This window comes from Cryobacterium sp. TMT1-66-1 (assembly GCF_004403435.1).
Classification (GTDB): Bacteria; Actinomycetota; Actinomycetes; order Actinomycetales; family Microbacteriaceae; genus Cryobacterium; species Cryobacterium flavum.
The window spans coordinates 203565-229881 of the sequence record NZ_SOGP01000016.1 but is presented as its reverse complement, the minus strand read 5'-3'; the positions used below and the strand labels follow the sequence as shown (position 1 = coordinate 229881).

Below are 26317 nucleotides of genomic sequence, written 5' to 3'. Positions count from 1 at the left end.
CTCAGAAAGCGGATGTACGTGATTGAGCTCTCGATTGACAACGATGTCGCCCACGTGGTGCTGAACGCGCCCGACAAACTCAACGCCCTCGATGAGGCCGCGATCGTCGAACTCGACGCGGCCTACCAGGAAGCCGAGCGGGTCGGCGTGCGTGCGCTGGCGCTGAGTGGCGAGGGCCGGGCGTTCTGCGCCGGCCGCGATATTTCGGCGGTCGATCCGCGCACCGATGACGTGCTCGGGTATCTCGGCGACCTCGTCACCCCGCTGCTTGAGCGCATGAGCCGGTTTCCGGCTCCCACCTTCGCGGCGGCGCACGGCGCCTGCCTCGGCGTGGGGCTCGGCCTGCTCATCGCCACCGACGTTGTCTACGTCGCCGATACCGCCAAGATCGGCTCGCCGTTCGCGAACCTCGGCGCCACGCTCGACTCCGGCGGACACGCCCTGTTCGTGGAACGTCTCGGTGCGCACCGAACCCTCGACCTGATCTACAGCGGCCGCCTCATGTCCGGGGCCGAGGCTGTCGCCGGGGGGCTGTTCAGCCAGGTTTTTGCGGCCGCGGAACTGACCGAGGCGACGGTGCAGGCGGCGACGCGCGCGGCATCCGGTGCCACCCAGGCTTTTCTCGCGAGCAAAGCGCTCGTGCAGTCGTTGCGTGACGAACGCCTCGGGCTGTGGCAGAGCATGAGCGCCGAGACCGCAGCCCAGGCCGCGCTGTGCGCTACCGGCGACTACCGCGAGGGTTTCGCCTCCTTCCAGGAGAAGCGCAAGCCCGTTTTCACCGGTCGCGCCTGACGTGTCCCCGACCCGCTCGCGGTCCCCGAAATAGTGCGGTCGAATTGGGTCTGGCACCCGAATTTCCTGAATAAGCCACCACTGTGGGACTGTGGAATGCATCGCCGTGCCGTTGATAAAACACATCCAGGTCGACCGGCTACTCTGGAGGAGACCGGAGAGGGGCCGTAATGCACACACGCTGGGCCCGCTTCGCGCGCGGCTGGATCGTCGCCGTGTTCTCGACCTTTGTCGCTGCCCTCTCGCACACGTTGGGTGGTGGCTCAGCGCCCGGCCTTCTGGCCGTCGTCGTGTCGCTCGCCTTTGCCGGCATGGTCTGCGTCGCTCTCTCGGGCCGCACCCTGTCCTTCTGGCGAGGCGCAGCATCCGTTTTGATCAGCCAGGTCATCTTTCACGGACTATTCTCGCTCGGAGCGCCGGGTGGCGCGCTCGGGGCCGAGGCGGTTGCCGCATCGGGCACCCACCAGCACGCGGCGCTGCCCGGGCTGATCGACCCGATGGTTCTCGGCTCGACCACGCCCATGGCCCACGATTCCACGGCCATGTGGGGCGCTCACTGCGGTGCCGCGATCGTGACGATTCTGGCCCTGCGGTACGCGGAACGCGCGTTCTGGGGCCTGGTCGAGAACGTGCGTCTGGGCATCCGCACGCTGTTCGTTCCGGCCCACCTGGTGGTGCCGATCGCGGCCCCGCAGCGCATTCGTCACGATGCGCCGGTATTCGCGCCGCGGGATCTGGTTCTGGTGCTGTCGGCCATGCGGCATCGTGGGCCGCCGGTTTTCGCGCTCGCAGCCTGAACCGCAACCCGACCAGTTCGCCCATCGCACCGAACGAGTAGCAGAGGCTTCGCCCTGCACCATTCGAGTAGCGCCGGGCACCCACGTTTAAGGACAATCATGACGTTCACCACCCCCAAATCCACCGCCGCGGCCGCTCGCGCTCTCTTCGCGGCCGCCGTTATTGCTCTGGCTCTCGGCTGGGGCGCGGCCCCGGCGTCGGCCCACAACGACGAGATTGGTTCCTCACCCGAGGCCGGCTCAGTCGTGACCGAGCAGCCCGGTGAATTCTCCGTCACCACGAGCGATCTGCTCCTGGATTTCGGCGGAACCGGAACGGGAAGCGCCATGGTCGTAACCGGCCCGGCCGACGCGCCGCTTTTCTATGGCGACGGGTGCGCCATAGTCTCTGGCGCCACAGTCGAGACCGCCGCGCAGCTCGGCGCTGCCGGGCAGTACACGGTGATTTGGCAGACGGTTTCCATCGACGGCCACCCCATCTCCGATGAGTTCACCTTCGACTGGCAGCCCGCCGCCGATCAGGTACTCGCCGACGGGGTCGCCACGGCTCCAACCTGCGGCACGACAGCGGATGCCGCCACACCGGATTCCGCCACATCGCCGCCCGCAGACCTCGGCGCGACCAGTTCCGGCTCCGAAAGCTCGGTCTCGACGTTCGTCTGGATCGGCGGAACCCTGGCGGCTGTGCTCCTGGCCGCCGCCGCGACCCTGCTGCTCCTGCGCCGCAAGTTCCGCCCCTAACCGCCCCCACCCAACTCGGAGGGGGAGAGGCGCGCGGGGGAACGTGTCAGGGGGCCCGGGTAAAGTTGGGCAGGTGAGTTGGAATGCTGAGCTGCCCTGGAACCCTGACGACGTCGAACCACCTCGCGTCTTTGACGCACCCGACGACTTCGACGCACCGAGTGACTTCGACGCCCCCGACGACTTCGATGCGCCGCCGCCCGAAGCTGACCGCCAGTTCGGCGAGCGGCAGCCTGCGTACTCGGGCGGCGCATCCGCTTCGACCCAGGGCGCCCAGCGCAGGGCCAACCAGCCGGCCGCTCGCGCCACCGCACCGATTCACGCCGCAACCCGCAAGTTCGCCACCGCCGCCGAGGCCCTGCACACCGTGTTCGGCTATGACTCGTTCCGTGGTGATCAGGCCGAGATCATCGCTCAGGTCGTCGACGGCAAAGACGCCGTCGTGCTCATGCCCACCGGCGGCGGCAAGAGCCTGTGCTACCAGATTCCAGCGCTGGTTCGGCCAGGCACCGGCATCGTCGTGTCGCCGCTGATTGCCCTCATGCAAGACCAAGTGGATGCGCTCACCGCTGTGGGCGTGCGCGCTGAGTTCCTCAACTCCAGTCAGGACTCGCAGACCCGCGGCCAGGTGGAGCGCGACTACCTGAACGGCGACCTCGACCTGCTCTACGTCGCCCCCGAGCGGCTCTCCAATGAGGGCACCAAGCGGCTGCTCGAGCGTGGAACCATCGCCCTGTTCGCCATCGACGAAGCCCACTGTGTGTCGCAGTGGGGTCATGACTTTCGTCCGGACTACCTGGCCCTGGGCGAGCTGGCCGACCGCTGGCCCGACGTGCCGCGCATCGCGCTCACCGCCACCGCAACGGATGCCACCCACCAGGAGATCACCACCCGCCTGCAGATGGGCGACGCCAAACATTTCGTGGCGAGCTTCGACCGGCCCAATATTCAGTACCGCATCGTCGGCAAAGCTGAGGTGCGCAAGCAGCTGCTCTCTTTCCTGAAAACCGAGCATCCGGGCGACGCCGGGATCGTCTACGCGCTCAGCCGCAAGACCGTCGATGCGACCGCCGAGTTTTTGCGTCAGAACGGGGTCAACGCTCTGCCGTACCACGCCGGCCTCGACGCGGGACTGCGCGCCCGAACCCAGTCCCGGTTCCTGCGCGAGGAGGGCGTTGTCATTGTCGCGACCATCGCCTTCGGCATGGGAATTGACAAGCCCGACGTGCGCTTCGTCGCCCATATCGACCTGCCCAAATCGGTCGAGGGTTACTATCAGGAGACCGGTCGGGCTGGCCGCGACGGTGCCCCGGCCACCGCCTGGCTCGCCTACGGCCTGCAAGACGTGGTGCAGCAGCGCCGCATGATCGACGAGTCGCCGGGCGACCTAGGCCATCGGCGAAAGTTGTCCGCCCACCTCGACGCCATGCTCGCCCTGTGCGAGACGGTGCACTGTCGCCGGGTCAACCTGCTGCGCTATTTCGGCCAGACCAGCGAACCCTGCGGCAACTGTGACACGTGCCTAGAGCCACCCGAGGCCTGGGACGGCACGATCCCGGCCCAAAAGCTGCTCTCCACCATCGTGCGGCTGCACCGCGAACGCAACCAGAAGTTCGGCGCCGGCCACCTCATCGACATTCTCCGCGGCAAGGAAACCCCGCGCGCCACCCAGTACCGGCACACCGAACTGAGCACCTGGGGACTGGGAGCCGACCTCAGCGACCAGGCCTGGCGCGGCGTCGTGCGCCAGATGCTGGCCCAGGGCCTGCTCGCCACGTCCGGCGAATACGGCACGCTCATACTGACGGATGCCGCGGCCCAGGTTCTCGGCGGAGGCCGCACGGTGCAGTTGCGCCGCGAACCAGACCGGCCGGCGCGCTCGAGTGCCGCCCGCCGGCCGAGCGCGGCAAAGGTTGCTGCCGCCGACCTCAGTACCGCGCAGGAGAGCCTGTTCGAGGCTCTGCGGGCCTGGCGCTCGGCGGAGTCGAAGGAGCAGGGCGTGCCTGCATACATCGTCTTCGGCGACGCGACCCTTATCGCCGTGGCCGCGGCCGGCCCTACGTCCCTCGCCGCGCTCGACGGCATCACCGGCATCGGGGCCAAGAAGCTCGAGGCCTACGGCGAAGCCCTGCTCGAGGTCGTCGCCGCCTCCGCCTGATCCCCGCCTCGCCGACGCGTGAGTTTCGACCCCAAAAAGACGGGCAAACGCCTTAATACTCATGGGTCGGCGGCGACTCCAGCCGTGAAGGGGCGTCAGTGGGCCGAGGTCTTGTGGGGGAACGCTGGTTCAAACGGCCCTGAGTTGTAGTGAACCTACAAAACGGATGCGGCGCGCGGCATATATCGTTGTCGCCCCCGTACCGCGCATTTCGCGACTGCACCCACGCGGCCCTAGCGTTGCGACCACCACTTCGCGCGAACAGTTAGGACCACCCATGGTTGACACAGCCCAGCGCTCCAGCACCCGATCGACGACGATCGACCCCAGCCGCGATGTCAGCGTCGACACCGGCCCCATCAAGTCCATCGGCGACCCAACAGGGCCCTCGGTCAATGTCGAACAGCTCGGACGCCAGCTGCTCGGCACCTGGGCCGACGTGCGCCTCGCGGCCCGTGAAGTCACCGCGCGCCCCGATATGCAGCGCATAGAAGGACTCTCCATGGCGGACCACCGCCTGCGCGTACTCGAGCAGCTCAAGGTTCTCGCCGCCAATGGTCACGTGCTGCGAGCGTTCCCCAAGCACCTCGGCGGGCAGGACGACCACGGCGGAAACATCGCCGGCTTCGAAGAGCTCGTCATCGCTGACCCGAGCCTGCAGATCAAGGGCGGCGTGCAGTGGGGCCTGTTCGGCGCGGCCGTGCTGCACCTCGGCACCAAGCCGCACCACGACAAGTACCTGCCCGGCATCATGGACCTCTCCGTGCCCGGCGCGTTCGCCATGACCGAGATCGGCCACGGTTCCGACGTCGCGAGCATCGCGACCACCGCAACTTTCGACGAGGCAACCAACGAATTCGTCATCAACACCCCGTTTCGCGCCGCCTGGAAGGATTACCTCGGCAACGCCGCGAAAGATGGCATCGCCGCCGTGCTGTTCGCGCAGCTCATCACCCAGGGCGTCAACCATGGCGTGCACGCCTTCTACCTGCCCATTCGCGATGAGAACGGCGACTTCCTCCCCGGCGTCGGCGGCGAAGACGACGGCCTCAAGGGTGGCCTCAACGGCATCGACAACGGCCGGCTGCACTTCGATAACGTGCGCATTCCGCGGGGAAACCTGCTCAACCGCTACGGTGATGTCGCCGAGGACGGCACCTACTCGAGCCCGATCAGCAGTCCCGGCCGCCGTTTCTTCACCATGCTCGGCACGCTCGTGCAGGGTCGAGTGTCGCTCGACGGCGCCGCCACCGCGGCATCCGCTCTGGCGCTGACCATCGCGATCACCTACGGGAGTCAGCGCCGCCAGTTCACCGCCGGCAGCGACACCGACGAGGAGGTCATCCTCGACTACCAGCGGCACCAGCGCCGCCTGTTTCCGCGACTCGCCACGACCTACGCGCAGACTTTCGCTCACGATGAATTCCTGGTGAAGTTCGACGACGTGTTCAGCGGCAAGGCCGACACCGACGACGACCGCCAAGACCTGGAAACCCTCGCCGCCGCGCTCAAGCCGCTCTCAACCTGGCACGCGCTCGACACCCTGCAGGAAGCCCGCGAGGCCTGCGGCGGTGCCGGCTTCATGGCCGAGAACCGCCTCGTCGGCCTGCGCGCCGACCTCGACATCTTCGCAACCTTCGAGGGCGACAACAACGTGCTGCTGCAGCTCGTCGCCAAGCGTCTGCTCACCGATTACAGTCGCAAATTCGCCACAGCGGATGCCGGTGCCCTGGCCCGCTACGTCGTGCAGCACGCGGCTGGTCGCGCCTACCACGGCACGGGCCTCCGCACCCTGGGCCAGACTGTGTTCGACCGTGGGTCAACGGCCCGCTCTGTCGGTGCACTGCGTGATGCCGACGTGCAGCGCGAGCTGCTCACCGACCGGGTCGAGAGCATGATCGGCGAGGTCGCGGGCAAACTGCGCGCCGCCACCAAGCTGCCCAAAAAACAGGCCGCCGCCCTGTTCAACGCGCACCAGAACGAGCTCATCGAGGCGGCCCGTGCCCACGGCGAGCTGCTGCAGTGGGAGTCGTTCACCCGCGCGCTCGAGTCAACTACAGACGAAGGCACCAAGCAGGTGCTCACCTGGCTGCGCGACCTGTTCGGTCTCGGCCTGGTGGAGAAGAACCTGGCCTGGTACCTCATCCATGGCCGTCTCTCCGCCCAGCGGGCCCAGGCCGTCACGGCCTACATCGACCGCCTGATCGCACGCATCCGCCCGCACGCGCTCGACCTCGTGGACGCGTTCGGTTACTCGCAAGATCACCTGCGGGCCACGATCGCGAGCGGCATCGAACGTGAACGTCAGGTCGAAGCCCGAGATTACTACGCCAACCAGCGCGCCGACGGAACAGCGCCTACACCCGAGAAGCCGGTCAGGAAGTAGTCGTCCCCCCGTCGTACTCAGGTACGACGGGGGTGGCGCACAACCATCCCCACGGTTGATGCGCCACAGTGGGGGTAAACCATACCGTTTGGTATGGGGGCTTCATTGCACGAAAACGGGGCCTCACCCACTAACGGAATGAGGCAGTCGTGATCCAGGCACAGTCCCTGACCAAGCACTACGGAAGCAAGACCGCGGTCGACTCGGTCGACTTCACGGTGCAGCCCGGCAAGGTCACCGGTTTTCTCGGGCCGAACGGCGCGGGCAAGTCCACCACCATGCGCATGATCGTGGGCCTTGACCGACCCAGCCTCGGTTCGGTCATCGTCAACGGCAAACCGTACCACGAGCACAAGGCGCCGCTTCGTGAAGTTGGCGTGCTGCTCGACGCCAAGGCCGTGCACACCGGTCGCAGCGCCTACAACCACCTGCGCGCCATGGCCGCCACCCACAACATCCCGACCAGCAGGGTGCACGAGGTCATCAACCTCACCGGTCTCGAGTCCGTCGCCCGCAAGCGTGTGGGCGGATTCTCGCTCGGCATGGGCCAGCGCCTCGGCATCGCCGCAGCGCTGCTCGGCGACCCGGCCACGCTCATCCTCGACGAGCCGGTCAACGGCCTCGACCCAGAGGGCGTGCAGTGGGTGCGCAAGCTCACCAAGCAGCTCGCCGCCGAGGGCCGCACCGTGCTGCTCTCCTCCCACCTCATGAGCGAGATGGCCCTCACCGCCGACCACATCATCGTTCTCGGTCGTGGCCGGGTGATAGCGGATGCCTCGGTCGCCGACATCATCGCCTCAGCAGCGGGCGAATCCGTTCGCGTGCGCACTCCGCACACCGCGGCGCTGGCCACCCTGCTGGCTCAGGAGAATGTGACCATCACCAACGTTGAACAGGACGTGCTCGAGATCACGGGACTTTCTGTGAACGAGATCGGCGACCGCGCCGCCGCCGCCCATATCTCCCTGCACGAACTCTCGGCGGTGAGCGCCTCGCTCGAGGACGCGTACATGAAACTCACCCAGAACGAAGTGGAGTATCGCACAGGCGACTCCTCCTCCCACACTGAAACGGAGGCGGCTCGATGAGCACCGTAACCCCCACCCAGCCATCCACTTCGCGTGCCTCGTTCGTGCCGACCGGCTCCGGGCTCAGCTTCACCGGCCTGCTCCGCTCCGAAACGATCAAGCTGTGGAGCCTGCGCTCCACCTACTGGACCTACTCCCTCGTCATCGTGGCCGCGCTCGGCTTCGGAGTGCTGATGTCGTTTGCGCTGTCAGCCACGGCCGGACTCGACCCGGCCACCGGCGCCCCCATGCCGATGGAGAGCGCTCAAATCTTCGTGATCGCCTCCACCTCCGGCTTGGCGCTCGGCCAACTCATCGTCGCCGTTCTCGGCGTTCTCTCGATCAGCGGTGAGTATTCGAGCGGCATGATCAAGTCCACCCTCACAGCGGTTCCCAACCGCCTGCCGGCCCTCTGGGCCAAGGTCATCGTGTTGTTCGTTTTCACCTTCCTGATCGGCCTGGTCAGCGTTGTGGGGGCCTTCCTGGCGGCCGTTCCCAGACTGAGCGTCGAGAACATCACCGCGAGCCTGTTCGACGTCGACGTGCTGCTGCCGCTGCTCGGTAACGTGCTCTTCCTCGCGCTGATCGCGGTGTTCGCTGTCGGAATCGGCACGATCGTGCGCAGCAGTGCCGGTGGTATCGCCACGGTGCTGGGAATCCTGCTGCTCCTGCCCACGGTGGTGGCGCTGTTCTCCATGCTCGTCGAGTGGGTCAACGACATTGTGCCGTTCCTGTTCACAGTGGCAGGCTCGGAAATGGTCTATCCGAACACGATGGAATCCTGGCAGGCATTCCTGGTTGTCATCGCCTGGGTCGCCGTCAGCCTCGGTACGGCTGCGCTGCTGCTCAAGCGCCGCGACGCCTAACCCGTACCATCGAAGAATGAGTACCACCACGTCTCCCCCCGGGCGCGCCCTCGCGCCGGGGGGAGATGTGCGTCTGCCCACTCCGCCCGGAGTGGTGCGGCGGTTCTGGAGCCGGCATCCGCACCTGGCCGATGCGCTCATCGTCTTGATCTATGTCGTGCCCATGGTGCTCGTTCTGGTGCTCAACCTGTTCGACAACGACCCCGCACCGGTCGGCGATGTCCTCCTCAATGCTGCCATCATGCTCGTTCTGGCAGTCGCACTGTTCTTTCGGCGGCGGATGCCACGGCTCGTCCTGGCCCTCACCTGGATCGGCCTGCTCACTTTCGCTGACTATGGCGAGGTGCACCTCATCGCCCAGCTGCTCGCGCTCTACGCGGTCGCGGTATATTCCGACATTCGCAGCGCGTGGATCGGGTTCGGCGCAGCCGTGGGGCTGGCGAGTCTGGCCGCGTGGCTCACGGAAGACCTCGACGAGATCGCCTGGATTCCGGTGGCCATCCAGATCGCTATCATGATGCTCGCCGCCACCCTGGTCGGCGTCAATATGGGCAACAGCAAACGCTACGTGACCGCACTGCTCGACCTGGCCGCGCAGCTGACCCGCGAACGCGACCAGCAGGCGCAGCTCTCGCGCATCTCCGAGCGCACCCGCATCGCCGGTGAAATGCACGATGTGGTTGCCCACAGTCTCTCGGTCATGGTCGCGCTCGCCGACGGTGCCCACGCGATCGCGCCCAAGGACCTCGAGCGTTCCCGCGCGGCCATGCTCGACGTCGCTGCCACCGGTCGCCGGTCGATGACGGAGATGCGCCGCCTCCTCGGGGTGCTCGATGTCGGTACCGACCCAGCGCCCCGGGCCCCGCAGCCGGGGATCGACCAACTCGCCGACCTCGTCGAATCCTTTCGGTCGACGGGGTTGCCGGTCGTATTGGAGCGCAGTGGCCGCGAGCCCGCCAATCCCAGTGTGCAGCTGACCATTTTCAGATTGGTGCAGGAGTCGCTCACCAACGTGCTGCGATACGCCGATACGCCGACGCGGGTCGTCGTGCGGCTGGGCTCTGTGCCTGGCGCCGCCGAGGTCACGGTCAGTGACAACGGTCGGCATCGCAGCCAGCCGAGCCCGCGTGGATTCGGCCGCGGACTGATCGGCATGCAGGAACGCGTCGCCATCTACGACGGAACCTTCGAAGCGGGAGCAGGCCTCCACGACGGCTGGCGTGTGCACGCCTCGATGACGTTTGAGGATGAGACATGACAGCTCCCGAGGCGCAGCCCGCCGACATGATTCGAATCATGCTCGTCGACGACCAGGCGCTGCTCCGTGTGGGCTTTCGCATGGTGCTCGAGGCCGAAGACGACTTCAGCGTCATCGCCGAAGCGACCGACGGCGCCCAGGCGATCGCGCTCGCGGAAACGCTGCGCCCGCAGGTCATCCTGATGGACGTGCGCATGCCCGGGCTCGACGGTATCGAGGCCACCCGGCAGATCATGGTGGCTCAGCCCGACATCCGCATCATCATCCTCACCACCTTCGACCTCGACGAGTACGCCTTTGGTGGGTTGCGCGCTGGCGCGAGCGGCTTCCTGCTCAAGAACGCCGAGCCGGGGGAACTGATCACCGCCATCCGCACGGTCGTCTCGGGGGAGGCATCCGTTTCACCACGCGTGACGCGGAGGCTGCTTGACCTCTTCGGCACCCAGCTGCCACTCGTCGACGCCGAAAACGGATGCGCCGCCCAGGCCCTCGCGGCCCTCACCGAGCGGGAGGCCGAGGTCTTCCTCGCCATCGCCGAGGGGCTCTCCAACCCCGAACTGGGCGAGCGGTTCTTTCTCTCCGAGTCGACCGTGAAGACCCACGTCGGCCGAATCCTGCACAAACTCGGCCTGCGTGACCGGGTGCAGGCCGTCATTCTGGCCTACGAACAGGGCCTGGTCGGCCGCTGAACTCGGCAGGCGCGTGGCATAGGCTCGACGCATGCGTACTTTTTACCCCGAGCTTGAACCCTACGAAACCGGCATGCTCGATGTCGGCGACAACCAGACCATCTACTGGGAAGCCTCTGGCAATCCAGACGGCAAGCCGGCGGTCTACCTGCACGGCGGGCCTGGCGGCGCGTCCGGACCTGACCAACGTCGCGTGTTCGACCCGGCGAAGTACCGCATCATCCTGTTCGACCAGCGCGGCTGCGGCCTGAGCACGCCGCACGCGAGCGAGCCCGACGTTGACCTCAGCGTCAATACCACCTGGACCCTCGTGGCCGATCTGGAGAGATTGCGCGAGTACCTCGGAATTGACCGTTGGCTGGTCTGCGGCGGATCCTGGGGCAGCACCCTCGCCCTCGCCTACGCCGAGACCTACCCCGAGAAGGTCACCGAACTCGTCGTGCGCGGCATCTTCACCCTGCGCCCGGTCGAACTCGACTGGTTTTATGAGGGCGGCGCCGCGGCCATCTACCCCGACCTGTGGGAATCCTTCCTCGCGCCCGTTCCCGAGAATGAACGCGGTCACCTGATCGAGGCGTACGGCCGGATGCTGCACGACCCCGACCAGTTCGTGCGCGAACGTGCCGGCGTCGCCTGGGCCACCTGGGAATCGTCGACGATCACCCTGCTGCAGGAGCCCGACAAGATCGCGCACTTCTCGGACCCGGCGTTCGCGGTGGCCTTCGCCCGCATCGAGAACCATTTCTTCGCCAACAAGGGCTGGTTCACGCCGAACCAGCTCATTGACAATGCTTCCCGCCTCGCCGATATCCCCGGCGTCATCGTGCAGGGCCGCTACGACATGTGTACTCCAGCCTTCACCGCGTGGGACCTGCACAAGAACTGGCCGGAGGCCGACTTCCGCCTGATTCCCGACGCCGGTCACGCCTTTGACCAGCCCGGAATTCTCGACGCCATCATCGAGGCGACGGACCGCTTCGCAGCGTAAATGTCTGAGAACAGCGCAGCGTCCTGAGAATTTGTCAGGCAGTCCCCTCGGATCTGCAATACTGACCGCATGACCGACTCGATCTTCGCCTCCCTCGCCGTCGTGGTGGTGAACTTCGGGTCGTGCGCGCTGCTCGAAGAGAACCTGCAACCGCTGTCCCGCTCGGCACCGGGCCTCGCGGTCGTGGTCGTCGACAATTTCACCGACACGGCCGAGCAGGCCAAGGTGGCGGAGCTCGCCGAGCGGGAGGGCTGGCAGTACCTGTTGTCGCCGACCAACCTCGGTTTCGGCGGCGGCATGAACGTCGGCGTTGCACGGGCACAGCAGAACGGGCGCACACATTTTCTCCTGTTGAATCCGGATGCCGCCATCGCCGCCGACCAGGTCGCCCGCCTGCTCGAGGTGGTCTGCAAGCATCCGCTCACCCTGGTCTCGCCGCGCATCCTGCGGCCGGACGGCTCAGTGTGGTTCGACGGCAGCGACCTGTACCTCGACGACGGACGCGTGCGCGCGACCCGCAAGCGCGGGGAATTCCTGGGCGCACGCACCACACCATGGCTGAGCGGAGCCTGCCTGCTGATCAGCGACGAACTCTGGCGCCGGGTCGGTGGGTTCAGTGACGACTACTTTTTGTACTGGGAAGACGTCGAGCTCTCGCACCGGGTGCTGCAGGCCGGGGGAGCGGTCGCGGTCTGCGCTGAGGCTGAGGCGACCCACGCGCAGGGCGGCACCCAGGGCACCGGCCAGCACAGTGCCGGCCAAGCCAAGTCGTACTCCTACTATTACTACAACGTGCGCAACCGCCTGGTCTATGCGGCCCGCAATCTCGAAGGCGAAGACCGCCGGCGCTGGCGGCGGCACAGCGTCGTTGCCGCCTGGGAAGTCATCTCCCGCGGGGGCCGGCGCCAGTTGCTGACGTCGCTGCGGCCGCTTCTGGCCGCGACCCGCGGGCTGCGCGACGGCTTCGCCTACCGGCTGACCCCCGAAGCTACGACCGTGACGATCCCGGCCGGAACGACCCGAACAGGCTAGCGCTTGCGTCGCCGAGTGAACCGTTTCGCGTACTCGAGCAGGGTCACGAAGTCGGTACGCCGCACGCCGTAGAACTGCAGCGGGTTGATCCCGAATTTGCGGTACATGAACGCGAGGTTCAGGTTGCTCGAGATCAGGTTGCCGGCCAGGGTCGCCAGCGCGGCCCCCATCGCGCCGAGCATCGGTGCCAGCACGATCAGCATCCCAATGTTCACGAGGCAGGCGATCAGCAACGACATGCTACGGAGTCCCGGGCGTCCTCGCGCGCTCAATCCGGAACCGCCGATCGACCCCGGCGTGCCGAGCACCACTGCGGCGAGCAGCACGCCGGCCACCGGAAGCGCGGGCCGAAAATCTTCCCCGAACAGAAACGGCAGCCACCACAGCATACTCACGCCGAGGAACAGGGCTGCGCCGGCGCACAGCATGGTGGAAATGCGCGCCGAGGAGGCGAGGCGCGCGTCGACCGAATCGGCGGCATCCGTTACGAAGGTGACGTCGCGCACCGCCTGGTTGATGATCAGCGGCAGTTCGCTCACGCTTACCGCGACCACGTAGAGGCCGAGCTGGTAGGTGCCGGCGAACGGCGTCATGAGCACCTGGTCGAGCCTCGAGAGCAGAATGCCCGAGAGCGATCCGACCCAGATGCGCAGGCCGTAGCTGAGCAGGCCGGCCGTGCGCGCTTCCCGCGGCACGTCGAACGCGCGCGGATCGAGGCTGCGCATGCGCCCGATGTAGACGAACAGGCCGGTCACCGGCATTGCAGCCACGGCGATCGTCGCCACCAGCGGTGTGAGGGTGCCGGTGATCCAGAACGGAATCAGCACGGCGAGCCGCAGCGACGACGTGATGATGCGTTCCAGCGCCACCAGCCGCCAACTTTGGGTAGCGGATGCCACCCCCCGGAACACGCCGACCAGCAGGTTGGGCACGATGGCCAGGCAGGCCACCAGAATGAGTTGCTGCACCGTGGGGTCGCCGCCGCTCAGCCAAGTCGCCGACAGAGCGACCGCACCCATGGCGAGCAGCCCGGCGACGACGAGAATGAGCATGCCCCGGTTCGACGCGTTGCGGGCCAGGGTGGGGTTGCGGGCGATCGCCCAGGTCACGGCTTCGGGAACACCGAAGGTGGCGACGGTGACCACGAGAGCCAGCGGTGCGGTCGCGGCGGCCACGGCGCCACGACCGTCGACCCCGAGGGCCTGGGCCAGGATCGGTCCGGAGAACAGCGCGACGAGCGGGGGGAAAGCGTTTCCGATCAGCGCAATCGTCATGTTGCGCGAGACCGAATTCGGGGCTGCGCGGCGCGATGCCGAGCCGGCTGATGACTGGACCAGTCGCCGGTCCGCTGTCGTGCCGCGGGGTCGCCTAGGCACCATCAGTGGTCACCGCCCGCAGCACCGAGGCGGTGGGCAACGGGCCCGACTCAAGAGGGTCATCGCGCAGCACCCGCTCGCGTTCGAGCGCGCCCACGCACGCCGCGAACTGTGCGTCGTTGCCCCCCTCGGTCACATTTTGTCGATAGAGCGTGCCGCGCTGCGAACCCGGAATAGCCGGGTACTCGGCCTGCCGCTCACCGACCTGACGGGCGCGAATGCCGTGCCGCACGGCGACCGAATAGACCCAGAGGTCGTCGGCTCGCGGGGCGACCCGGAGAAAATCATCACCCTCGGCGCGCAGAGCCGCGAGCAGTCCGAGCGGGTAGTAGATGCCGGAGACGCCGGTGCAGAGTGTTCGAAAACTGGCGGCGGTGCCGCGGGCGGCGACCCACCGGGAATAGGGCGCCACGTCGTCGCCGTCGAAGGTGATCGTGTGGGCGCGCTGCCCGGTGATGTCCAGCGGATGCCGCGCGGCCGCCCCGAGCAGCTCGGCCAGCCACCGGCGCGGGTACAGCACGTCGTCGTCGGCGGCAACCAAGGGGAGGGTCGGCCCGGTCAGGGCATACGGATACTGCTTCTTGTGCGGTCCAAAGTCGGGGCAGGAACGAATCTCCAGGCCCCGCCGCGCCAGGCGATGAAGCGTGGCCGGCGGGTGAGCCACGGTGGCCGTGTCATCAAGCCAGAGGATGAGTCGCGCGGGCCGGTTCCGCCCGGCTGCGATGGTCTCGAGGGCGTAGAACACCAGATCGATCCGGTGACCGAATGAGGTCAGGTTCACGACGACCGCGCCAGACCCCGTGACGGATCGGCGACTCAGTCGGTTGGTCAGGCGCAGGCGGGCGAGGCGCAGCTTGATGGCGGCGCGCTGCGTCAGGGCCGCCGGGTCCCGGCGCAGGTCGGCGACGAGCCGAGCAAATCTCTTGATGACCACAGCCAGCTTCCGGTTGCGCGATGAATATCTCTCACGAAACCGCCACTATACAGGCCCAGCCACCCGACCCCGCGCCCCCCTCTCGGGGGGTGATAATCTCTCATTTTGCTGGCCGTCACCCTTGTTGCTTCGCCGCGGAGCCGTCTATTGTTGTGCACGATGCGGCTGCGCAACAGGGGACGGTGCCCGAATCGTCCCTGTGTGGCCCGGGTGGTGGTGGCTATTGTCCTTTCAGGTGCGCTCCAATAACACCGCGACGCGTCCCGCTGTGGTGCCGCCCCCGCGCACCCGCGCCGGCCGGTTCGCGTACCAGGCTCCGCCCGTCGTCAATAAACTCATCGCCGTCGTCGTTCTGGTCCTCGTCGCCTTGCGCCTCGATATCGACCAGGGCGTGACGGTGGGGGCGGTGGCCTGCGTGGCCCTGTTCCCCGTGTGGTTCCCCGTGCTGCGCCAGTATTCGGGCGCTCGACTGTTCCTGCTCGGCGGAGTGGTCGCCATCGCCTCCGGCATCTGGCTCACCGCCCTGTCGGCGCCCACGCACGATGCCAGTCTTGGCCAGGCCTTCGGTACGATCGCCGGCCTGGTCGGGTTGCTGGCCGGCGTCGGATTCGTGCTCTGGGCGCGCACCGTTCTGTCTGACGCCCAGATCGCCATCTGGTATGGCGCCGGAATCCTGCTCGGGGTCTCGCCGTCGAGCGAGCTGTACGCGGCCAACCCCTGGCGCTTCGGGTACTCGGTGGCCCTGACCATTCTGCTGCTCGGGATCACGCTGCAACTGCGCCGCCGCTGGCTGGAGCTGGCCGTTGCCCTACTGCTCACCGTCGTCGCCACCCTGACGGATGCCCGCTCCACGTTCGCGTTCATGCTGCTGACGGTGCTGTTGGTCGCCTGGCAGATGCGCCCTACCCGGCCAACGCGCGGCAAGTCGGCGCTGCGAGCGCTGCTCGGACTCGGCGTGCTCGGCCTGGTCGTCTTCAACGTGATCCAGGCCCTCATTCTTGACGGCGCGCTCGGTGAGGCCACCCAGCAGCGCACCCTCGCCCAGCTCGAGGAGACCGGTTCGCTCATTCTCGGGGGCCGCCCCGAACTTACCGCCACGATCGCGCTCATGCAGCATCAGCCGTGGGGGTTCGGCGTGGGTACCGCGCCCAATCCGCAGGACATTCTGGCGGCCAAGACCGGCATGGCGTCTATCAACTACGACCCGAACAACGGCTACGTCGACAACTACATGTTCGGCGGCCACATCGAACTGCACTCCATCATCGGGGATTTCTGGGCGGCCTTCGGCATCCCCGGGCTGCTGTTCGCCCTCATTATTCTCGTGCTCATCGTGCGCAGCATCGGCGTCCACGTGGCCGCCAAAAGCGCCAGCGCCGTGCTGCTGTACCTCGGAATCAAAGCCGTCTGGTTCATGTTCTTCGGCCCATTCTTCAGCTCGTCGGTGCTGCTCGTTCTCGTTCTCGGGCTGCTCATCACCCGCAAAGTGCCCCCCGAAACGGATGCCGGGCTGCTCATCACCCCGGCCCTGCCAGCGGTTCGGCGCGGCAGATGAGCGCCACGAAACCGGCTGCCGAACGCATCGTCTGGGTCGACACCGGCCGAGGAATCGCCATTCTGCTCGTCGCGCTGTTCCACTCGGCGAATTGGCTGCTCGGCGCCGGTTTTGACATACCGTATTGGCGGGAGATCAACGACGCGCTGTCATCGATGCGCATGCCGTTGTTCTTTGTCCTGTCGGGCCTGTTCGCCCCCAAATGGCTCCTGAAGCCGTGGCGCGACCTGTGGACGGTCAAGGTGCGCCTCTACCTCTGGGTCTTCCTGCTCTGGGAAGTGGTCGGCTCGATCGTGTTCCTGCTCGGCCAGACCATGAAGGGCGAAGGCTCCGGCCTGCGCCAGGCCGTTCTGGGGCTGATCGTGTCCCCGGTGCTGCCGCGGTTCGAACTCTGGTTCATCTGGGCTCTGTCGATCTTCTTCGTTGTGGCCAAACTCAGCCGGAGAGTGGATCCCCGACTGCAGCTCGTCATTGCCGGTGCCGTGTCGCTGGTCGCGTTGAGCGGGTTCGAGACCGCCAACGTGGGCTGGTCCGGATCGCTCAAGTATTACTTCTTCTTTCTGGCCGGTATCTACCTGCGCGGCTGGATCATCCGCATCGGTACCGTCGACAACCGGCTGCTCATCGGCGCGGCCATGGCGCTCTGGGTGGCCGTCACCGCCACAGTGGCGTTGCTCGGCCTGCGCGATGTCTTCGGCCTGTATTTTCTGAACTGTCTGGTCGGTGTCGTCGGTGGCATTGCGTTCAGCCGAACCCTGCGCGGCGCACGCTGGTTTGGAGCGATCGGGCGCATCACCCTGCCCATCTACCTGGCGCACACGCCCATCGTCATCCTGATTTCCTTCGTGCTGTCCCTGCCGATCGTCTTTCCCGCCGTCGCCGCCATCGCGCCGATCCTGCCGCCCATCCTCGCGGTCACGGCGGTCGTGCTCGCTCTTGCCCTGAACCGGTTCGCCTCGCGCAGCGCTCTGCGCTACGCCTACGAGCCGCCTCCATTTGTCACCGAATTCGACCAGCGTCTCTTTCGGTCGATCCGCCCCGCCCGATCGACCGAGGAGCCGACATGACCCAGGTTCCCGTGCCACCGCCAGTGGCGGGCCGGGAGGCCTGGATCGACGTCGCGAAGGGGATCGCGATCACCCTGGTCGTGCTCTACCACGCGATCATGTATCTCGACGAGGTGGGGCTGGCCGGCGCCCTGGCCCCGCTCAACCCGCTGTTCGACACTTTTCGCATGCCGCTGTTCTTCTTCATGTCCGGAATTCTGGCCGCGTCGGCCATCCGCTTGCCCTACTGGCAGTTATTTCGCAAGCGGATGTCGCTGCTCCTGTACCTCTACCTGGCCTGGGTCACCCTGCAGACGCTGTTCCTGCTCGCCCTGCCGCCGATCAGCCCGTCGGGAGCGCCGAACACCACCTGGGCCAGCCTGGTCACCCTGTTTATTCGGCCCAGCTCGAACCTGTGGTTCATCTACGCCCTGCCGTTGTTTTTCACACTGGCCTGGCTGATGCGACGCTGGTCTCCACTCCTGCAAGTCGCCCTCGCCACTGTCATCGCGGTGCTGTTCGGTGCGCAGCTGCTGCACACCGGCTCACCGTGGGACAAGATGGGCAAGTATCTGGTGTTCTTCATCGCCGCGATTTATCTGGGTCCGCTGGTTCGACGCCTCGTTCCCCGCGTGCGGTGGTGGCACGTTGTGCTGCTCTGCCTCGGCTACGCTGCCCTGGTCGTGGTCACCACGAAATTGAACGTCACCAAGGTTCCCTTCGTGCTGCTGGTCGTGAGCACGCTCGCCGTTGTCGTCGGCATCAGCGTCGCGGTGCTGCTCGCCAAAATACCCGCCTTCGATTTCGTTCGGTCCCTCGGCTCCCGTACCTTGCCGATCTACCTGGTGCACACTTTTCCAATGACGGCGCTCGCGGCCATCCTGGTGGCCTTCGACGTACAGGCTCCGGTCGCGGTCGCGACGTTGTTGCCACCGCTGCTCTGCACCGGTGCGATCCTGCTCGCCCTGGCCCTGCACCGGCGGTTTCAAGCGGTTCCGGGTGTTTTCTCGGTTCCCGTCGCATCCTGGGTCATCGCTCCGAAGCGAACCGCGATCCCGAGGGGCCGCAAAGTTAATTTGACGTAATTTCATTTTTGGGTAACACTCTAGTAACTATCGGTGACTCCCTGCGGTTGCCTCACCCGCATACCCGAACGTGCACCACCCGAAATGACTTCATGATCGACCATATCTCACGTTCCCACCGCCGACCCCTTACCCTGACCCCGCTGCATTCGCGCGGTGCGCACCAGCACCACCCGGCCGTCCATCGTTTTGATCCACCTCGTCCCGCCCTCACCCGCCCCGATCTGCCGCATGCCGTTCGTCTGGAACGCACGCGGACGCGGCGCAGCTCGAGCACACGAACGCCGACCCTCGTGGCCGCCGCAACCCTCGCCATTCTCCTTCCACTGGCCGGCCTGGCGGCTCCCGCCCAGGCCGCAACCGGTGGCGTTGTTCGGATCGCCACGGCGAGTGCAGGCAGTACCGGAGTTCCGTCCGGAACTACCCTGAAGGTGCACAGCGGGGATCTCAATATCACCAAGGCTGGCACGGTCATCAGCGGCCTGGACATTCGCGGCCTGGTCAAGATCAATGCGATCAACGTCACGATCAAGAACTCGATCATTCGTGGTCGCAGCCTCAGCGCCCCCGCCGCCCTGATCAACAATCTGGGCGGGCGCTCCGGCTTGAAGATCATCGACTCGGAACTGTACCCGTCCAAACCGTCCCCTGACATCAACGGAATCTACGGCTACAACTTCACCGCGACGCGCCTGGATATCCACGGCGTCATCGACGCCGTCCACATCACCGGAAGCAACGTCACCATCGCCGATTCCTGGCTGCACGGCAACCTGCACTACGCCAGTGACCCGAATCAGGGCGGTAAGCCGAGCCACGATGACTCCATCCAGATTCAAAAGGGCAGCAATATCACGGTGTACGGAAGCACCCTAAGCGGCTCCCACAACGCGGGCGTGCAGATCACCCAGGACACCGGCGATGTCTCCAACTTCTCCTTCAAGAACAACTTTGCTGACGGCGGAGCCTGCACCATCAACGTGGCCCAGAAATCCTACGGTCCCATCTACGGCACGGTCATCACGGACAACAAGTTCGGCCGCAATACCAAGGTGGTCAACTGCGCCATCATCTCGCCCAGCACGACCAAGATCAGCACGGCGCGCAACTACTACACGCCCGACAGCACGACAGTCTCGGTGCACGCCGGCTAGCTGCCCGCCAGAGCCCTCACGCCGGGGCAGGGTGCACTGCGCCTGCCTCAAGGTATTCACAACTTCTCGTTTGACCCATCCGCATCGATACGGAATGCTGTACCAACGACCGGCGGCTCCCTTCAGCTGCCCCGCCCAACACGACCCGAAGCGTGTGCAGGACACGAAAACACATTTATGAAACTCAACCCGAAACTGATCCACGGCTTACCCGCCCCCCAGAAAGCACGTTCCCCATTTCGTCGCGCGCGCACGACGGCAGTCGCCGCTGTGGCGCTCGGATTGACCGGCGCCTTTGTGGGAATCGCTCCCGCCCAGGCAGTCGACGAGGTGCAACCGAGCTACACAATCACCCCATGGGGTACCGAGCCCGCAACTCCACCCGTCGACACCACGCCGGCGACAGGACTGACCCCGGCGCAGCTACGTTGGCTGCTGGCTCAGCTGTTTCCACCCGTGACGCCCGCTCCCGAGCCGATTGTGGCCCCCGCGCCTGGGCCGGTACCCGCGCCGGCTCCGGCCCCGGTGCCGGCTCCCGCTCCCGCCCCAGTTCCCGTTCCAGTACCGATACCCGTCCCGGTTCCGGTGCCGGCCCCGGTGCCTGCTCCCATTCCGATTCCGACGCCTCCGTCGCAGGGAGGCACGCCGAACGAAAGCAACACCGGTGTGCCGGCGGGCACCAGGCTGACGGTACATAACGGCGACCTGACGATCACCCAGGCGGGAACCGTCATTGACGGTCTGGATATTCGTGGCATGGTCAAGATCGAAGCTCCCAACGTCACGATCAGAAATTCGATCGTGCGCGGGCGAGACCTGAATGGACCGATGGCCCTCATCGGCAACCTCGGCGGCTACGAAAATCTGCGCATCATCGACACCGAGCTGTTCCCCTCCACGCCGTCACCCGACGTTCAGGGAATCTACGGCTACAACTTTGAAGCCACCCGGCTCAATATTCACGGTGTGATCGACGGTATCCATCTGACCGGCGGAAACGTCGCGATCTCGGACTCCTGGGTTCATGACAACCTGCACTACGACCGGGACCCCAATCAGGGCGGCACGCCGAGCCACGATGATTCCATTCAGATTCAGGAAGGATCAAACATCCGCATAGACGGCAACCGGCTGACCGATGCGTGGAATGCTTCCGTGCAGGTCACCCAGGACCGCGGCGACGTGTCCAATCTCACCATCACGAATAACATTGCTGATGGCGGCGGATGCTCGATCAACCTCGCCGAGAAGGCCCACGGCCCGCTGCACGGTGTGGTCATCACCGACAACACCTTCGGCCGCAATACTCGGGTCGTCGATTGCGCGGTGATCGCCCAGTCGTCCACCAAGGTTCAGATGTTGCACAACTATTACACGCCCGACGACACTCTGGTCGTGGTTCACCCCGGGTAACCTGCGCAACGCGTATTCCGCACGCGTGATCGACAACAGAAGGGCGGGTTTCTCGTGCACTGCACGAGGAACCCGCCCTTCTGTGTTCCGCAAGAGCAAGCTGGCTCTAGGAAGTGCCTTCGATCGCCTGGGACTGCCAGCGAGAGGCGGCATCCGGTCGCGTCAGCGCGTCGAGGGCTCGACGCAGCATCGTGCTTGAAGTGTTGACGGTGTACGGAAAATAAACGACCTCAACGCCGACAGCGGCGAACTCCCGCTCCAGGCGGGTGCCTCGGGGGGTACCACGCCAGTCATCACCCTTGAAGAACACATCGAAACGCAGCTGGCGCCAGGTCTCCAGCTTGTCTTCAACGACTTCGGCGACGGCCTCATCGACGAATGAGATGTGCCGCACGATCTCGAGGCGCTCGAACAGCGGAACCACCGGGGTGACCCCCTTGGTCAGCTCAAGCATTTCATCGGACACGACGCCGGCGATCAGATAGTCGCACTGGCTTTTGGCGTGTTTGAGAATATTGAGGTGTCCAACGTGAAAGAGGTCGAACGCACCCGCGGCATAGCCGATGCGCAGGGGGCCTGCCGAATCGGTGCCTGAAGCAGGTGCTAGGGGATGTTCTGCGGCCATAGAGTGCTCAAATTTCTCTCAGGCTGCCCCGCGAGCGCGGCAGGATTCGGGTCGAGAAGGTCAAGGGAAGTAATGAGGAATCCTAACGTCTATCCGCCGGCCTGACTAGGGTGCAGCGTGGGGCATTCGTGTTGGGCATTGCCCGACAGTGGAATAACTCATTTTCGAGGTAGGAAAAAAACGGAAACTGAGTATAATTCCTGAACTGCGGGGGTCGTTCTGAGGCCTCCGACCACGAGAAAATGAGGCTCCTCTATGTTGTGGCGTTTTCGTTCCCCAGCGACAGTCATTGTCACTTCCGCAGTGCTCGCCGCTGCGATATTCACCGGGGCGGGAGCGGCCCAGGCCGACACGTCACCCCCCAGCGCCTCCACCCCGAAGACCGTCGCAGCGGATGCCCTTCCCACAGCCCAAATCAACGGCGTCGTGTGGTCGCAAGTGATCGTGGGAAACACCGTCTACGTCGGCGGTGAATTTACCAAAGCGCGCCCCGCGGGAGCGTCCGCCGGTACAAGCGAGGTATCCCGAAACAACCTCATGGCCTACAACCTGTCGACCGGAGTGATGACATCGTTCAACCCCAGCGTGAACGGTGTTGTTCGAGCGATTACCGCTTCCCCGGACGGATCACGTATCTATGTCGGTGGTGGCTTCAGTACCGTCGGCGGCGTCTCTCGTACCCGGCTCGCTTCATTCAGTACAGCGACCGGGGCGCTTCTGTCCGACTGGAAGCCGACGGCGAACGGCACCGTCCGTGCCCTCGGTACCTTCGGGAGCACGGTGTACGCCGGGGGCAGCTTCACCTCGACCAGCGGCCAAAGCCGCCAGAGGGCTGCATCCTTTGATGGCTCGACCGGGGCCGTGGGCGGCTGGAAAGGAACCATCCCCGATGGCTCGGTCAACGCGTTGACCATCTCACCCAACGGTGACCGGGTCGTCATCGGCGGCTCGTTCACCTCGTATAACGGGGCCACCACTCCCGGCTACGGAATGGCCGCCACGAACTCGAGCACCGGTGCCGGCGTCACCTGGAACATCGGCAAGCTGATCAAGAATGCCGGCCCCAACGGGGCCATCCTCTCGCTCACCTCCGACGCTGACGGCGTCTACGGTACCGGCTACGATTACGGTTCCGGTGCCATGTTCGAGGGTACCTTCCGGGCCAGTTGGAGCAACGGTAATACCGTTTGGATCGAAGACTGCCACGGGGACACCTACTCGGCTGTTCCGGTCGGCGACGTCGTCTACACCACCGCCCACGCGCACTTCTGCGGCAATATCGGCGGACCCCCCGAAACTAACCCGCGCAGCTATCACCGCACCCTGACCTTCACCAAGGCGGCGACCGGCACCATCGCGCGCAACAGCACGGGGGGCAGCTACTTCAACTTCGAAGGACGCCCAGCCCCGACTCTGCTGGCGTTCTTTCCCGACATCAACACCGGCACCTTCACTGGGCAGGGGCAGGGGCCGTGGAACCTCGCGGCCAACTCCCAGTACGTGCTCTACGGTGGCGAGTTCACCATTGTGAACAACAAACGCCAACAGGGACTCGTGCGCTTCGCAGTGTCGTCGATCGCACCGAACAAGGAGGGGCCGAAGGCCACCGGTACGAACTTCCAGCCGACGCTGAGCGTTCCCAGTGCGAGCTCGGTGAAGGTCACCTGGAAATCCAACTACGACCGGGACAACGCACAGCTCACCTATCAGGTGCTTCGAAACGGTGTCGTGGTGCACACGCAAACCGGGCTCTCAGCGGACTGGTTTAGGCCCACCCTCAGCTGGACGGATATCGGGCGATCGGGTGGGACAAGCTATACCTATCAGGTGAGAGCCACCGACCCCTTCGGTAATGCTGTCACCGGATCGTCGGCCAGTATCAAGGCCACCGGTGCGGCGAACAAGACCGCTCCCGACCAGACGATCGCACCGGATGCGCCGACGGTTGCGCCCGACGCGACCGTGACACCCGACGTCGCGCCGGTGCCGGACGTCGCTCCCGCGCCCGAGGTCCAGCCGGTCCCCGCCGCGCCGGAGGTGCAGCCGGACCCTGAGGTGAAACCGATTCCGGGCACCAAGCCGCTCCCGGATGACGCACCAGCGCCGATCCCCGAGGTTCCCGCGGCCTAGGTGCTGTGATCGAAATACTCGATCCTGAGGGGCCGCTCGATAGCCGAGTGGTCCCCTCAGGTGCGCTCGGGGCGCCGTCGTGCGCTAGCTGCGCGCCAGGACGCTGGCGATGAGGGCCCGGCGGCGGTCGTGGGAGAACAGCGGGTTGACTCGAGCCGGCTGCGGCAGCGCAACCTCTGCCTGCACGGCCGCCGCCAGGCCGACGAGCGCGGATGTAATGTCGCGGTCGGGGGAATCGGTGCGTGGCACCCCGAGGCCACCCACGACCGGGAGGACTTCCCCAGCGCCGCCGTCCGCGAAGCCGACCGAACGCACGCCGACCCGCCACGCTTCGATGGGCACCAACCCGAACGGCTCCGGTGTCGACGGAAAACAGGCAACGGCATCGATCTCCTCGGCGATGGCCGAAACCGAGGCTGCTTCGCCGCGGTATTCGATGCGCGGATCACGATTCACCAGCGCCAGCACTGCCTGCAAGGCATCATCCTGCCCGGGGTAGGGTGCGCCAAAGAGAAGTAGTCGCCACCGGGCGCCGGACAATTCCCGGGATTGAAATGCCCGGGCCACCTCGAGATGCCCCTTGTGTCCATTGACCCGCCCGACAACTGCCACGGTCAGCGGGTCATGTATGGTGCGGGCCGGCACGTTGTCGATGGCGCCGAACACCGGAGCCGTGACCGATATGCGATCCCGGCCGACGCCGTGGTCGTGCAACCAGGCCGCGGTCGCCTCGCTGCAGGCGCACACCGGAAAGCTGCCTGCTGCCAGCAGCGTTCGCACGAGCAGGCCGCCGACTCGACCCAGGAGCAGCTCGTGCACCGAGACGTAGAATCGGCGGCGTCGGAGCCGCAGCACCGGAATATAGGCGCTCAGGGCCAGGGTCCACAGCACGACGACGTCTGCGCGGGCCACGTCGTGGCGGAGGACCAGCGGATGCAGCAAATCAGTCAATTTGCTGCGACGCAGCACCACCAGCGATGGGTCGACGACGACCGACACGGCAGCGCCGAACGGTGCCAGTTCGCTCGCCAACGGACCGGTGTGCGGAACGACGACCAGAACCTCGTGACCGAGGCTCACTAGGCATTCCACCTCCTGGCAGAGCACCTTGGAGGCGCCGTAGGCATCATTGCTGCCGTGCAAAATGGCAATTCTCATGTCTGTCGCCTCGTCGGTCGTATGTTTTGGGGGAAGTCGGTCGGGTACCGGAATTTCACACTGTACAGCGTGAGGGGATGCCCCCGGATGGGGTTCAGGCACCCCCTAGGAATGAGGGTGCACCCCGTGTATTAATGGCTGCACCCTATCTATCGCCACACCATGAACTCAACCCGACCTTGCAACCAGCCGAGCAACCTGGAGTTTCACCATGTCAGTGCACCATCCCGTCGATAACAACGCCGGCCCCACCGCGGGCGGCGAGTCGACCAAACGGCGACGCGTCTGGTGGATCGTCGCATCCGCAGCACTCGCTGTTCTCGTCGTCGTTCTCGTCGTCGCCGGGGTCGCCGCCTCGAACGGAGCAGGCCCAAACCTCGCCGGAGCCAGCCAGAGTCCCGCGTCGACCCCCCGGCCTAAGGCAATGCCGACCGCCACGCCGACCGCGGTGCCGTCACGCGACCCATCATCCACGGCGATTCCAACAGCCGCCCCCGCGCCGACCGAGGCCGCCGCTGCCGAACCCGCTCCGCCCGCCGCGCAGGCACCGGTGCCACTCACCGAATCAGCCGCAGCTGTCCCCGGCGTGGTCTTCAGCGTCGGTGCACTCTCGGCCGTCGACGGCGTCGCGCGCGGCCCGGGCGAGGTGGGCGGCCCCTCCTTGCGTTTCACGGTGACCGTGCGCAACGATACGCCCGATACGGTGTCTTTAGGCTCAACCGTGGTCAACCTGTTTTTTGGAGCCGAGCAGAGTCCCGCCACCGAACTGACGGCGTCGGGCGGGGCTCCGTTCCCGGAATCGGTCGCTCCGGGGGCAACCCAGCAGGGGACCTTCGTTTTCGCCGTGCCTAGTGACCAGCGCGACCAGGTCAGCATCGCCGTTGACTACTCCGTCGGCGTGCCGATCGTACTGTTCGAGGGCGCCGCCCCGCGCTGATCGGCGTCCATCGGGCCGCACTGGGCGGCCCTGCGGTTGTGCCCCGGATAGGGGGCAGCAATCTATGAAAGATTCTCACTATACTCCGATGAATGCGGTGGCTACCCGACGCCCCTGCACCTTGTCCCGA

Annotated in this window: 22 protein-coding genes; 18 read left to right on the top strand and 4 right to left on the bottom strand. The window is 65.9% G+C overall.

The genetic code is table 11. From position 1 onward, the window contains the following. Positions 1-18 precede the first annotated feature (18 nt). From E3T29_RS12150 to E3T29_RS12100, 11 genes are all read left to right on the top strand, one after another. Complete coding sequence (locus tag E3T29_RS12150; RefSeq protein WP_134345670.1) at positions 19-792, top strand: enoyl-CoA hydratase/isomerase family protein; 774 nt, start codon at positions 19-21, stop codon at positions 790-792. Between the two features lie 170 nt (positions 793-962). Further along, positions 963-1589 carry a hypothetical protein gene (locus E3T29_RS12145; protein ID WP_134345643.1) on the top strand — a complete coding sequence of 209 codons (627 nt, stop codon included), beginning with the start codon at positions 963-965 and terminating at the stop codon, positions 1587-1589. A gap of 99 nt (positions 1590-1688) precedes the next feature. After that, positions 1689-2330 (top strand): copper resistance CopC family protein, encoded by a 642-nt coding sequence (locus tag E3T29_RS12140; RefSeq protein WP_134345641.1) that lies wholly within the window; start codon positions 1689-1691, stop codon positions 2328-2330. Between the two features lie 73 nt (positions 2331-2403). Continuing rightward, on the top strand, positions 2404-4488 hold the full coding sequence (recQ, locus tag E3T29_RS12135; RefSeq protein ID WP_370449164.1) for a DNA helicase RecQ: 2085 nt from the start codon (positions 2404-2406) through the stop codon (positions 4486-4488). Between the two features lie 277 nt (positions 4489-4765). Continuing rightward, positions 4766-6874: an acyl-CoA dehydrogenase gene (locus tag E3T29_RS12130; protein ID WP_134345640.1), complete on the top strand. Its 2109-nt coding sequence runs from the start codon at positions 4766-4768 to the stop codon at positions 6872-6874. Positions 6875-7023: 149 nt separating this feature from the next. Next, positions 7024-7962, top strand: a complete 939-nt coding sequence (locus E3T29_RS12125; RefSeq protein ID WP_134345639.1) for an ABC transporter ATP-binding protein — start codon at positions 7024-7026, stop codon at positions 7960-7962. After that, positions 7959-8807 (top strand): ABC transporter permease subunit, encoded by an 849-nt coding sequence (locus tag E3T29_RS12120; RefSeq protein WP_134345638.1) that lies wholly within the window; start codon positions 7959-7961, stop codon positions 8805-8807. Before E3T29_RS12125 ends, E3T29_RS12120 begins: the two co-directional genes overlap by 4 nt. A 16-nt stretch (positions 8808-8823) precedes the next feature. After that, positions 8824-10065 carry a sensor histidine kinase gene (locus E3T29_RS12115; protein ID WP_134345637.1) on the top strand — a complete coding sequence of 414 codons (1242 nt, stop codon included), beginning with the start codon at positions 8824-8826 and terminating at the stop codon, positions 10063-10065. Next, a complete protein-coding gene (locus E3T29_RS12110; protein WP_241987788.1) occupies positions 10062-10754 on the top strand; it encodes a response regulator transcription factor in 693 nt (230 codons plus the stop codon). The genes E3T29_RS12115 and E3T29_RS12110 overlap by 4 nt, the downstream gene beginning before the upstream one ends. Positions 10755-10785: 31 nt before the next feature. Next, entirely contained in the window at positions 10786-11742 is a 957-nt protein-coding gene (pip, locus tag E3T29_RS12105; RefSeq protein WP_134345636.1) for a prolyl aminopeptidase, read from the top strand. 69 nt (positions 11743-11811) lie between these two features. Beyond that, a complete protein-coding gene (locus E3T29_RS12100) occupies positions 11812-12774 on the top strand; it encodes a glycosyltransferase family 2 protein (protein ID WP_134345635.1) in 963 nt (320 codons plus the stop codon). On the opposite strand, the gene E3T29_RS12095 is transcribed toward E3T29_RS12100, so the two are convergent. Together E3T29_RS12095 and E3T29_RS12090 are read right to left on the bottom strand one after the other, a co-directional pair. After that, positions 12771-14048: an oligosaccharide flippase family protein gene (locus E3T29_RS12095; RefSeq protein WP_166792402.1), complete on the bottom strand. Its 1278-nt coding sequence runs from the start codon at positions 14046-14048 to the stop codon at positions 12771-12773. The two genes, E3T29_RS12100 and E3T29_RS12095, sit on opposite strands and share 4 nt — an antisense overlap. A gap of 94 nt (positions 14049-14142) precedes the next feature. Further along, complete coding sequence (locus tag E3T29_RS12090) at positions 14143-15084, bottom strand: hypothetical protein (protein ID WP_134345633.1); 942 nt, start codon at positions 15082-15084, stop codon at positions 14143-14145. Between the two features lie 235 nt (positions 15085-15319). Between E3T29_RS12090 and E3T29_RS12085 the strand changes: the two genes are divergently transcribed. The 5 genes from E3T29_RS12085 (at position 15320) to E3T29_RS19700 (ending at position 21337) form a co-directional block, all read left to right on the top strand. Next, on the top strand, positions 15320-16639 hold the full coding sequence (locus E3T29_RS12085; RefSeq protein ID WP_134345632.1) for an O-antigen ligase family protein: 1320 nt from the start codon (positions 15320-15322) through the stop codon (positions 16637-16639). After that, positions 16636-17706, top strand: coding sequence for an acyltransferase family protein (locus E3T29_RS12080; protein ID WP_134345631.1), 1071 nt, complete (start codon positions 16636-16638; stop codon positions 17704-17706). Before E3T29_RS12085 ends, E3T29_RS12080 begins: the two co-directional genes overlap by 4 nt. Beyond that, complete coding sequence (locus E3T29_RS12075) at positions 17703-18770, top strand: acyltransferase family protein (RefSeq protein WP_134345630.1); 1068 nt, start codon at positions 17703-17705, stop codon at positions 18768-18770. The genes E3T29_RS12080 and E3T29_RS12075 overlap by 4 nt, the downstream gene beginning before the upstream one ends. A gap of 293 nt (positions 18771-19063) precedes the next feature. Then, a complete protein-coding gene (locus E3T29_RS12070) occupies positions 19064-19924 on the top strand; it encodes a hypothetical protein (protein WP_134345629.1) in 861 nt (286 codons plus the stop codon). Positions 19925-20101: 177 nt separating this feature from the next. Further along, positions 20102-21337, top strand: coding sequence for a right-handed parallel beta-helix repeat-containing protein (locus tag E3T29_RS19700; protein ID WP_166792401.1), 1236 nt, complete (start codon positions 20102-20104; stop codon positions 21335-21337). A 106-nt stretch (positions 21338-21443) separates the two neighbouring features. On the opposite strand, the gene E3T29_RS12055 is transcribed toward E3T29_RS19700, so the two are convergent. Then, on the bottom strand, positions 21444-21962 hold the full coding sequence (locus E3T29_RS12055) for an adenylyltransferase/cytidyltransferase family protein (protein ID WP_134345626.1): 519 nt from the start codon (positions 21960-21962) through the stop codon (positions 21444-21446). 303 nt (positions 21963-22265) lie between these two features. Here E3T29_RS12055 and E3T29_RS12050 point away from each other — a divergent pair, with 303 nt between their 5' ends. Then, a complete protein-coding gene (locus E3T29_RS12050; RefSeq protein ID WP_134345625.1) occupies positions 22266-24092 on the top strand; it encodes a hypothetical protein in 1827 nt (608 codons plus the stop codon). A gap of 84 nt (positions 24093-24176) precedes the next feature. On the opposite strand, the gene E3T29_RS12045 is transcribed toward E3T29_RS12050, so the two are convergent. Then, positions 24177-25250, bottom strand: coding sequence for a glycosyltransferase family 4 protein (locus tag E3T29_RS12045; RefSeq protein WP_134345624.1), 1074 nt, complete (start codon positions 25248-25250; stop codon positions 24177-24179). A gap of 211 nt (positions 25251-25461) precedes the next feature. Here E3T29_RS12045 and E3T29_RS12040 point away from each other — a divergent pair, with 211 nt between their 5' ends. After that, the gene (locus E3T29_RS12040; RefSeq protein ID WP_134345623.1) at positions 25462-26187 is read left to right on the top strand and encodes a hypothetical protein; all 726 of its coding nucleotides are present in this window, start codon (positions 25462-25464) and stop codon (positions 26185-26187) included. Positions 26188-26317: the final 130 nt, after the last annotated feature.

What these genes read in the sequence shown, in the direction of transcription:
- E3T29_RS12075 (WP_134345630.1), top strand. Translation starts at nt 17,703, where the DNA reads ATGACCCAGGTTCCCGTGCCACCGCCAGTGGCGGGCCGGGAGGCCTGG.
- E3T29_RS12115 (WP_134345637.1), top strand. Translation starts at nt 8,824, where the DNA reads ATGAGTACCACCACGTCTCCCCCCGGGCGCGCCCTCGCGCCGGGGGGA.
- pip (WP_134345636.1), top strand. Translation starts at nt 10,786, where the DNA reads ATGCGTACTTTTTACCCCGAGCTTGAACCCTACGAAACCGGCATGCTC.
- E3T29_RS12130 (WP_134345640.1), top strand. Translation starts at nt 4,766, where the DNA reads ATGGTTGACACAGCCCAGCGCTCCAGCACCCGATCGACGACGATCGAC.
- E3T29_RS12040 (WP_134345623.1), top strand. Translation starts at nt 25,462, where the DNA reads ATGTCAGTGCACCATCCCGTCGATAACAACGCCGGCCCCACCGCGGGC.
- E3T29_RS19700 (WP_166792401.1), top strand. Translation starts at nt 20,102, where the DNA reads ATGAAACTCAACCCGAAACTGATCCACGGCTTACCCGCCCCCCAGAAA.
- E3T29_RS12045 (WP_134345624.1), bottom strand. Translation starts at nt 25,250, where the DNA reads ATGAGAATTGCCATTTTGCACGGCAGCAATGATGCCTACGGCGCCTCC.
- E3T29_RS12095 (WP_166792402.1), bottom strand. Translation starts at nt 14,048, where the DNA reads ATGACGATTGCGCTGATCGGAAACGCTTTCCCCCCGCTCGTCGCGCTG.
- E3T29_RS12055 (WP_134345626.1), bottom strand. Translation starts at nt 21,962, where the DNA reads ATGGCCGCAGAACATCCCCTAGCACCTGCTTCAGGCACCGATTCGGCA.
- E3T29_RS12140 (WP_134345641.1), top strand. Translation starts at nt 1,689, where the DNA reads ATGACGTTCACCACCCCCAAATCCACCGCCGCGGCCGCTCGCGCTCTC.
- E3T29_RS12080 (WP_134345631.1), top strand. Translation starts at nt 16,636, where the DNA reads ATGAGCGCCACGAAACCGGCTGCCGAACGCATCGTCTGGGTCGACACC.
- E3T29_RS12120 (WP_134345638.1), top strand. Translation starts at nt 7,959, where the DNA reads ATGAGCACCGTAACCCCCACCCAGCCATCCACTTCGCGTGCCTCGTTC.
- E3T29_RS12145 (WP_134345643.1), top strand. Translation starts at nt 963, where the DNA reads ATGCACACACGCTGGGCCCGCTTCGCGCGCGGCTGGATCGTCGCCGTG.
- E3T29_RS12110 (WP_241987788.1), top strand. Translation starts at nt 10,062, where the DNA reads ATGACAGCTCCCGAGGCGCAGCCCGCCGACATGATTCGAATCATGCTC.
- E3T29_RS12100 (WP_134345635.1), top strand. Translation starts at nt 11,812, where the DNA reads ATGACCGACTCGATCTTCGCCTCCCTCGCCGTCGTGGTGGTGAACTTC.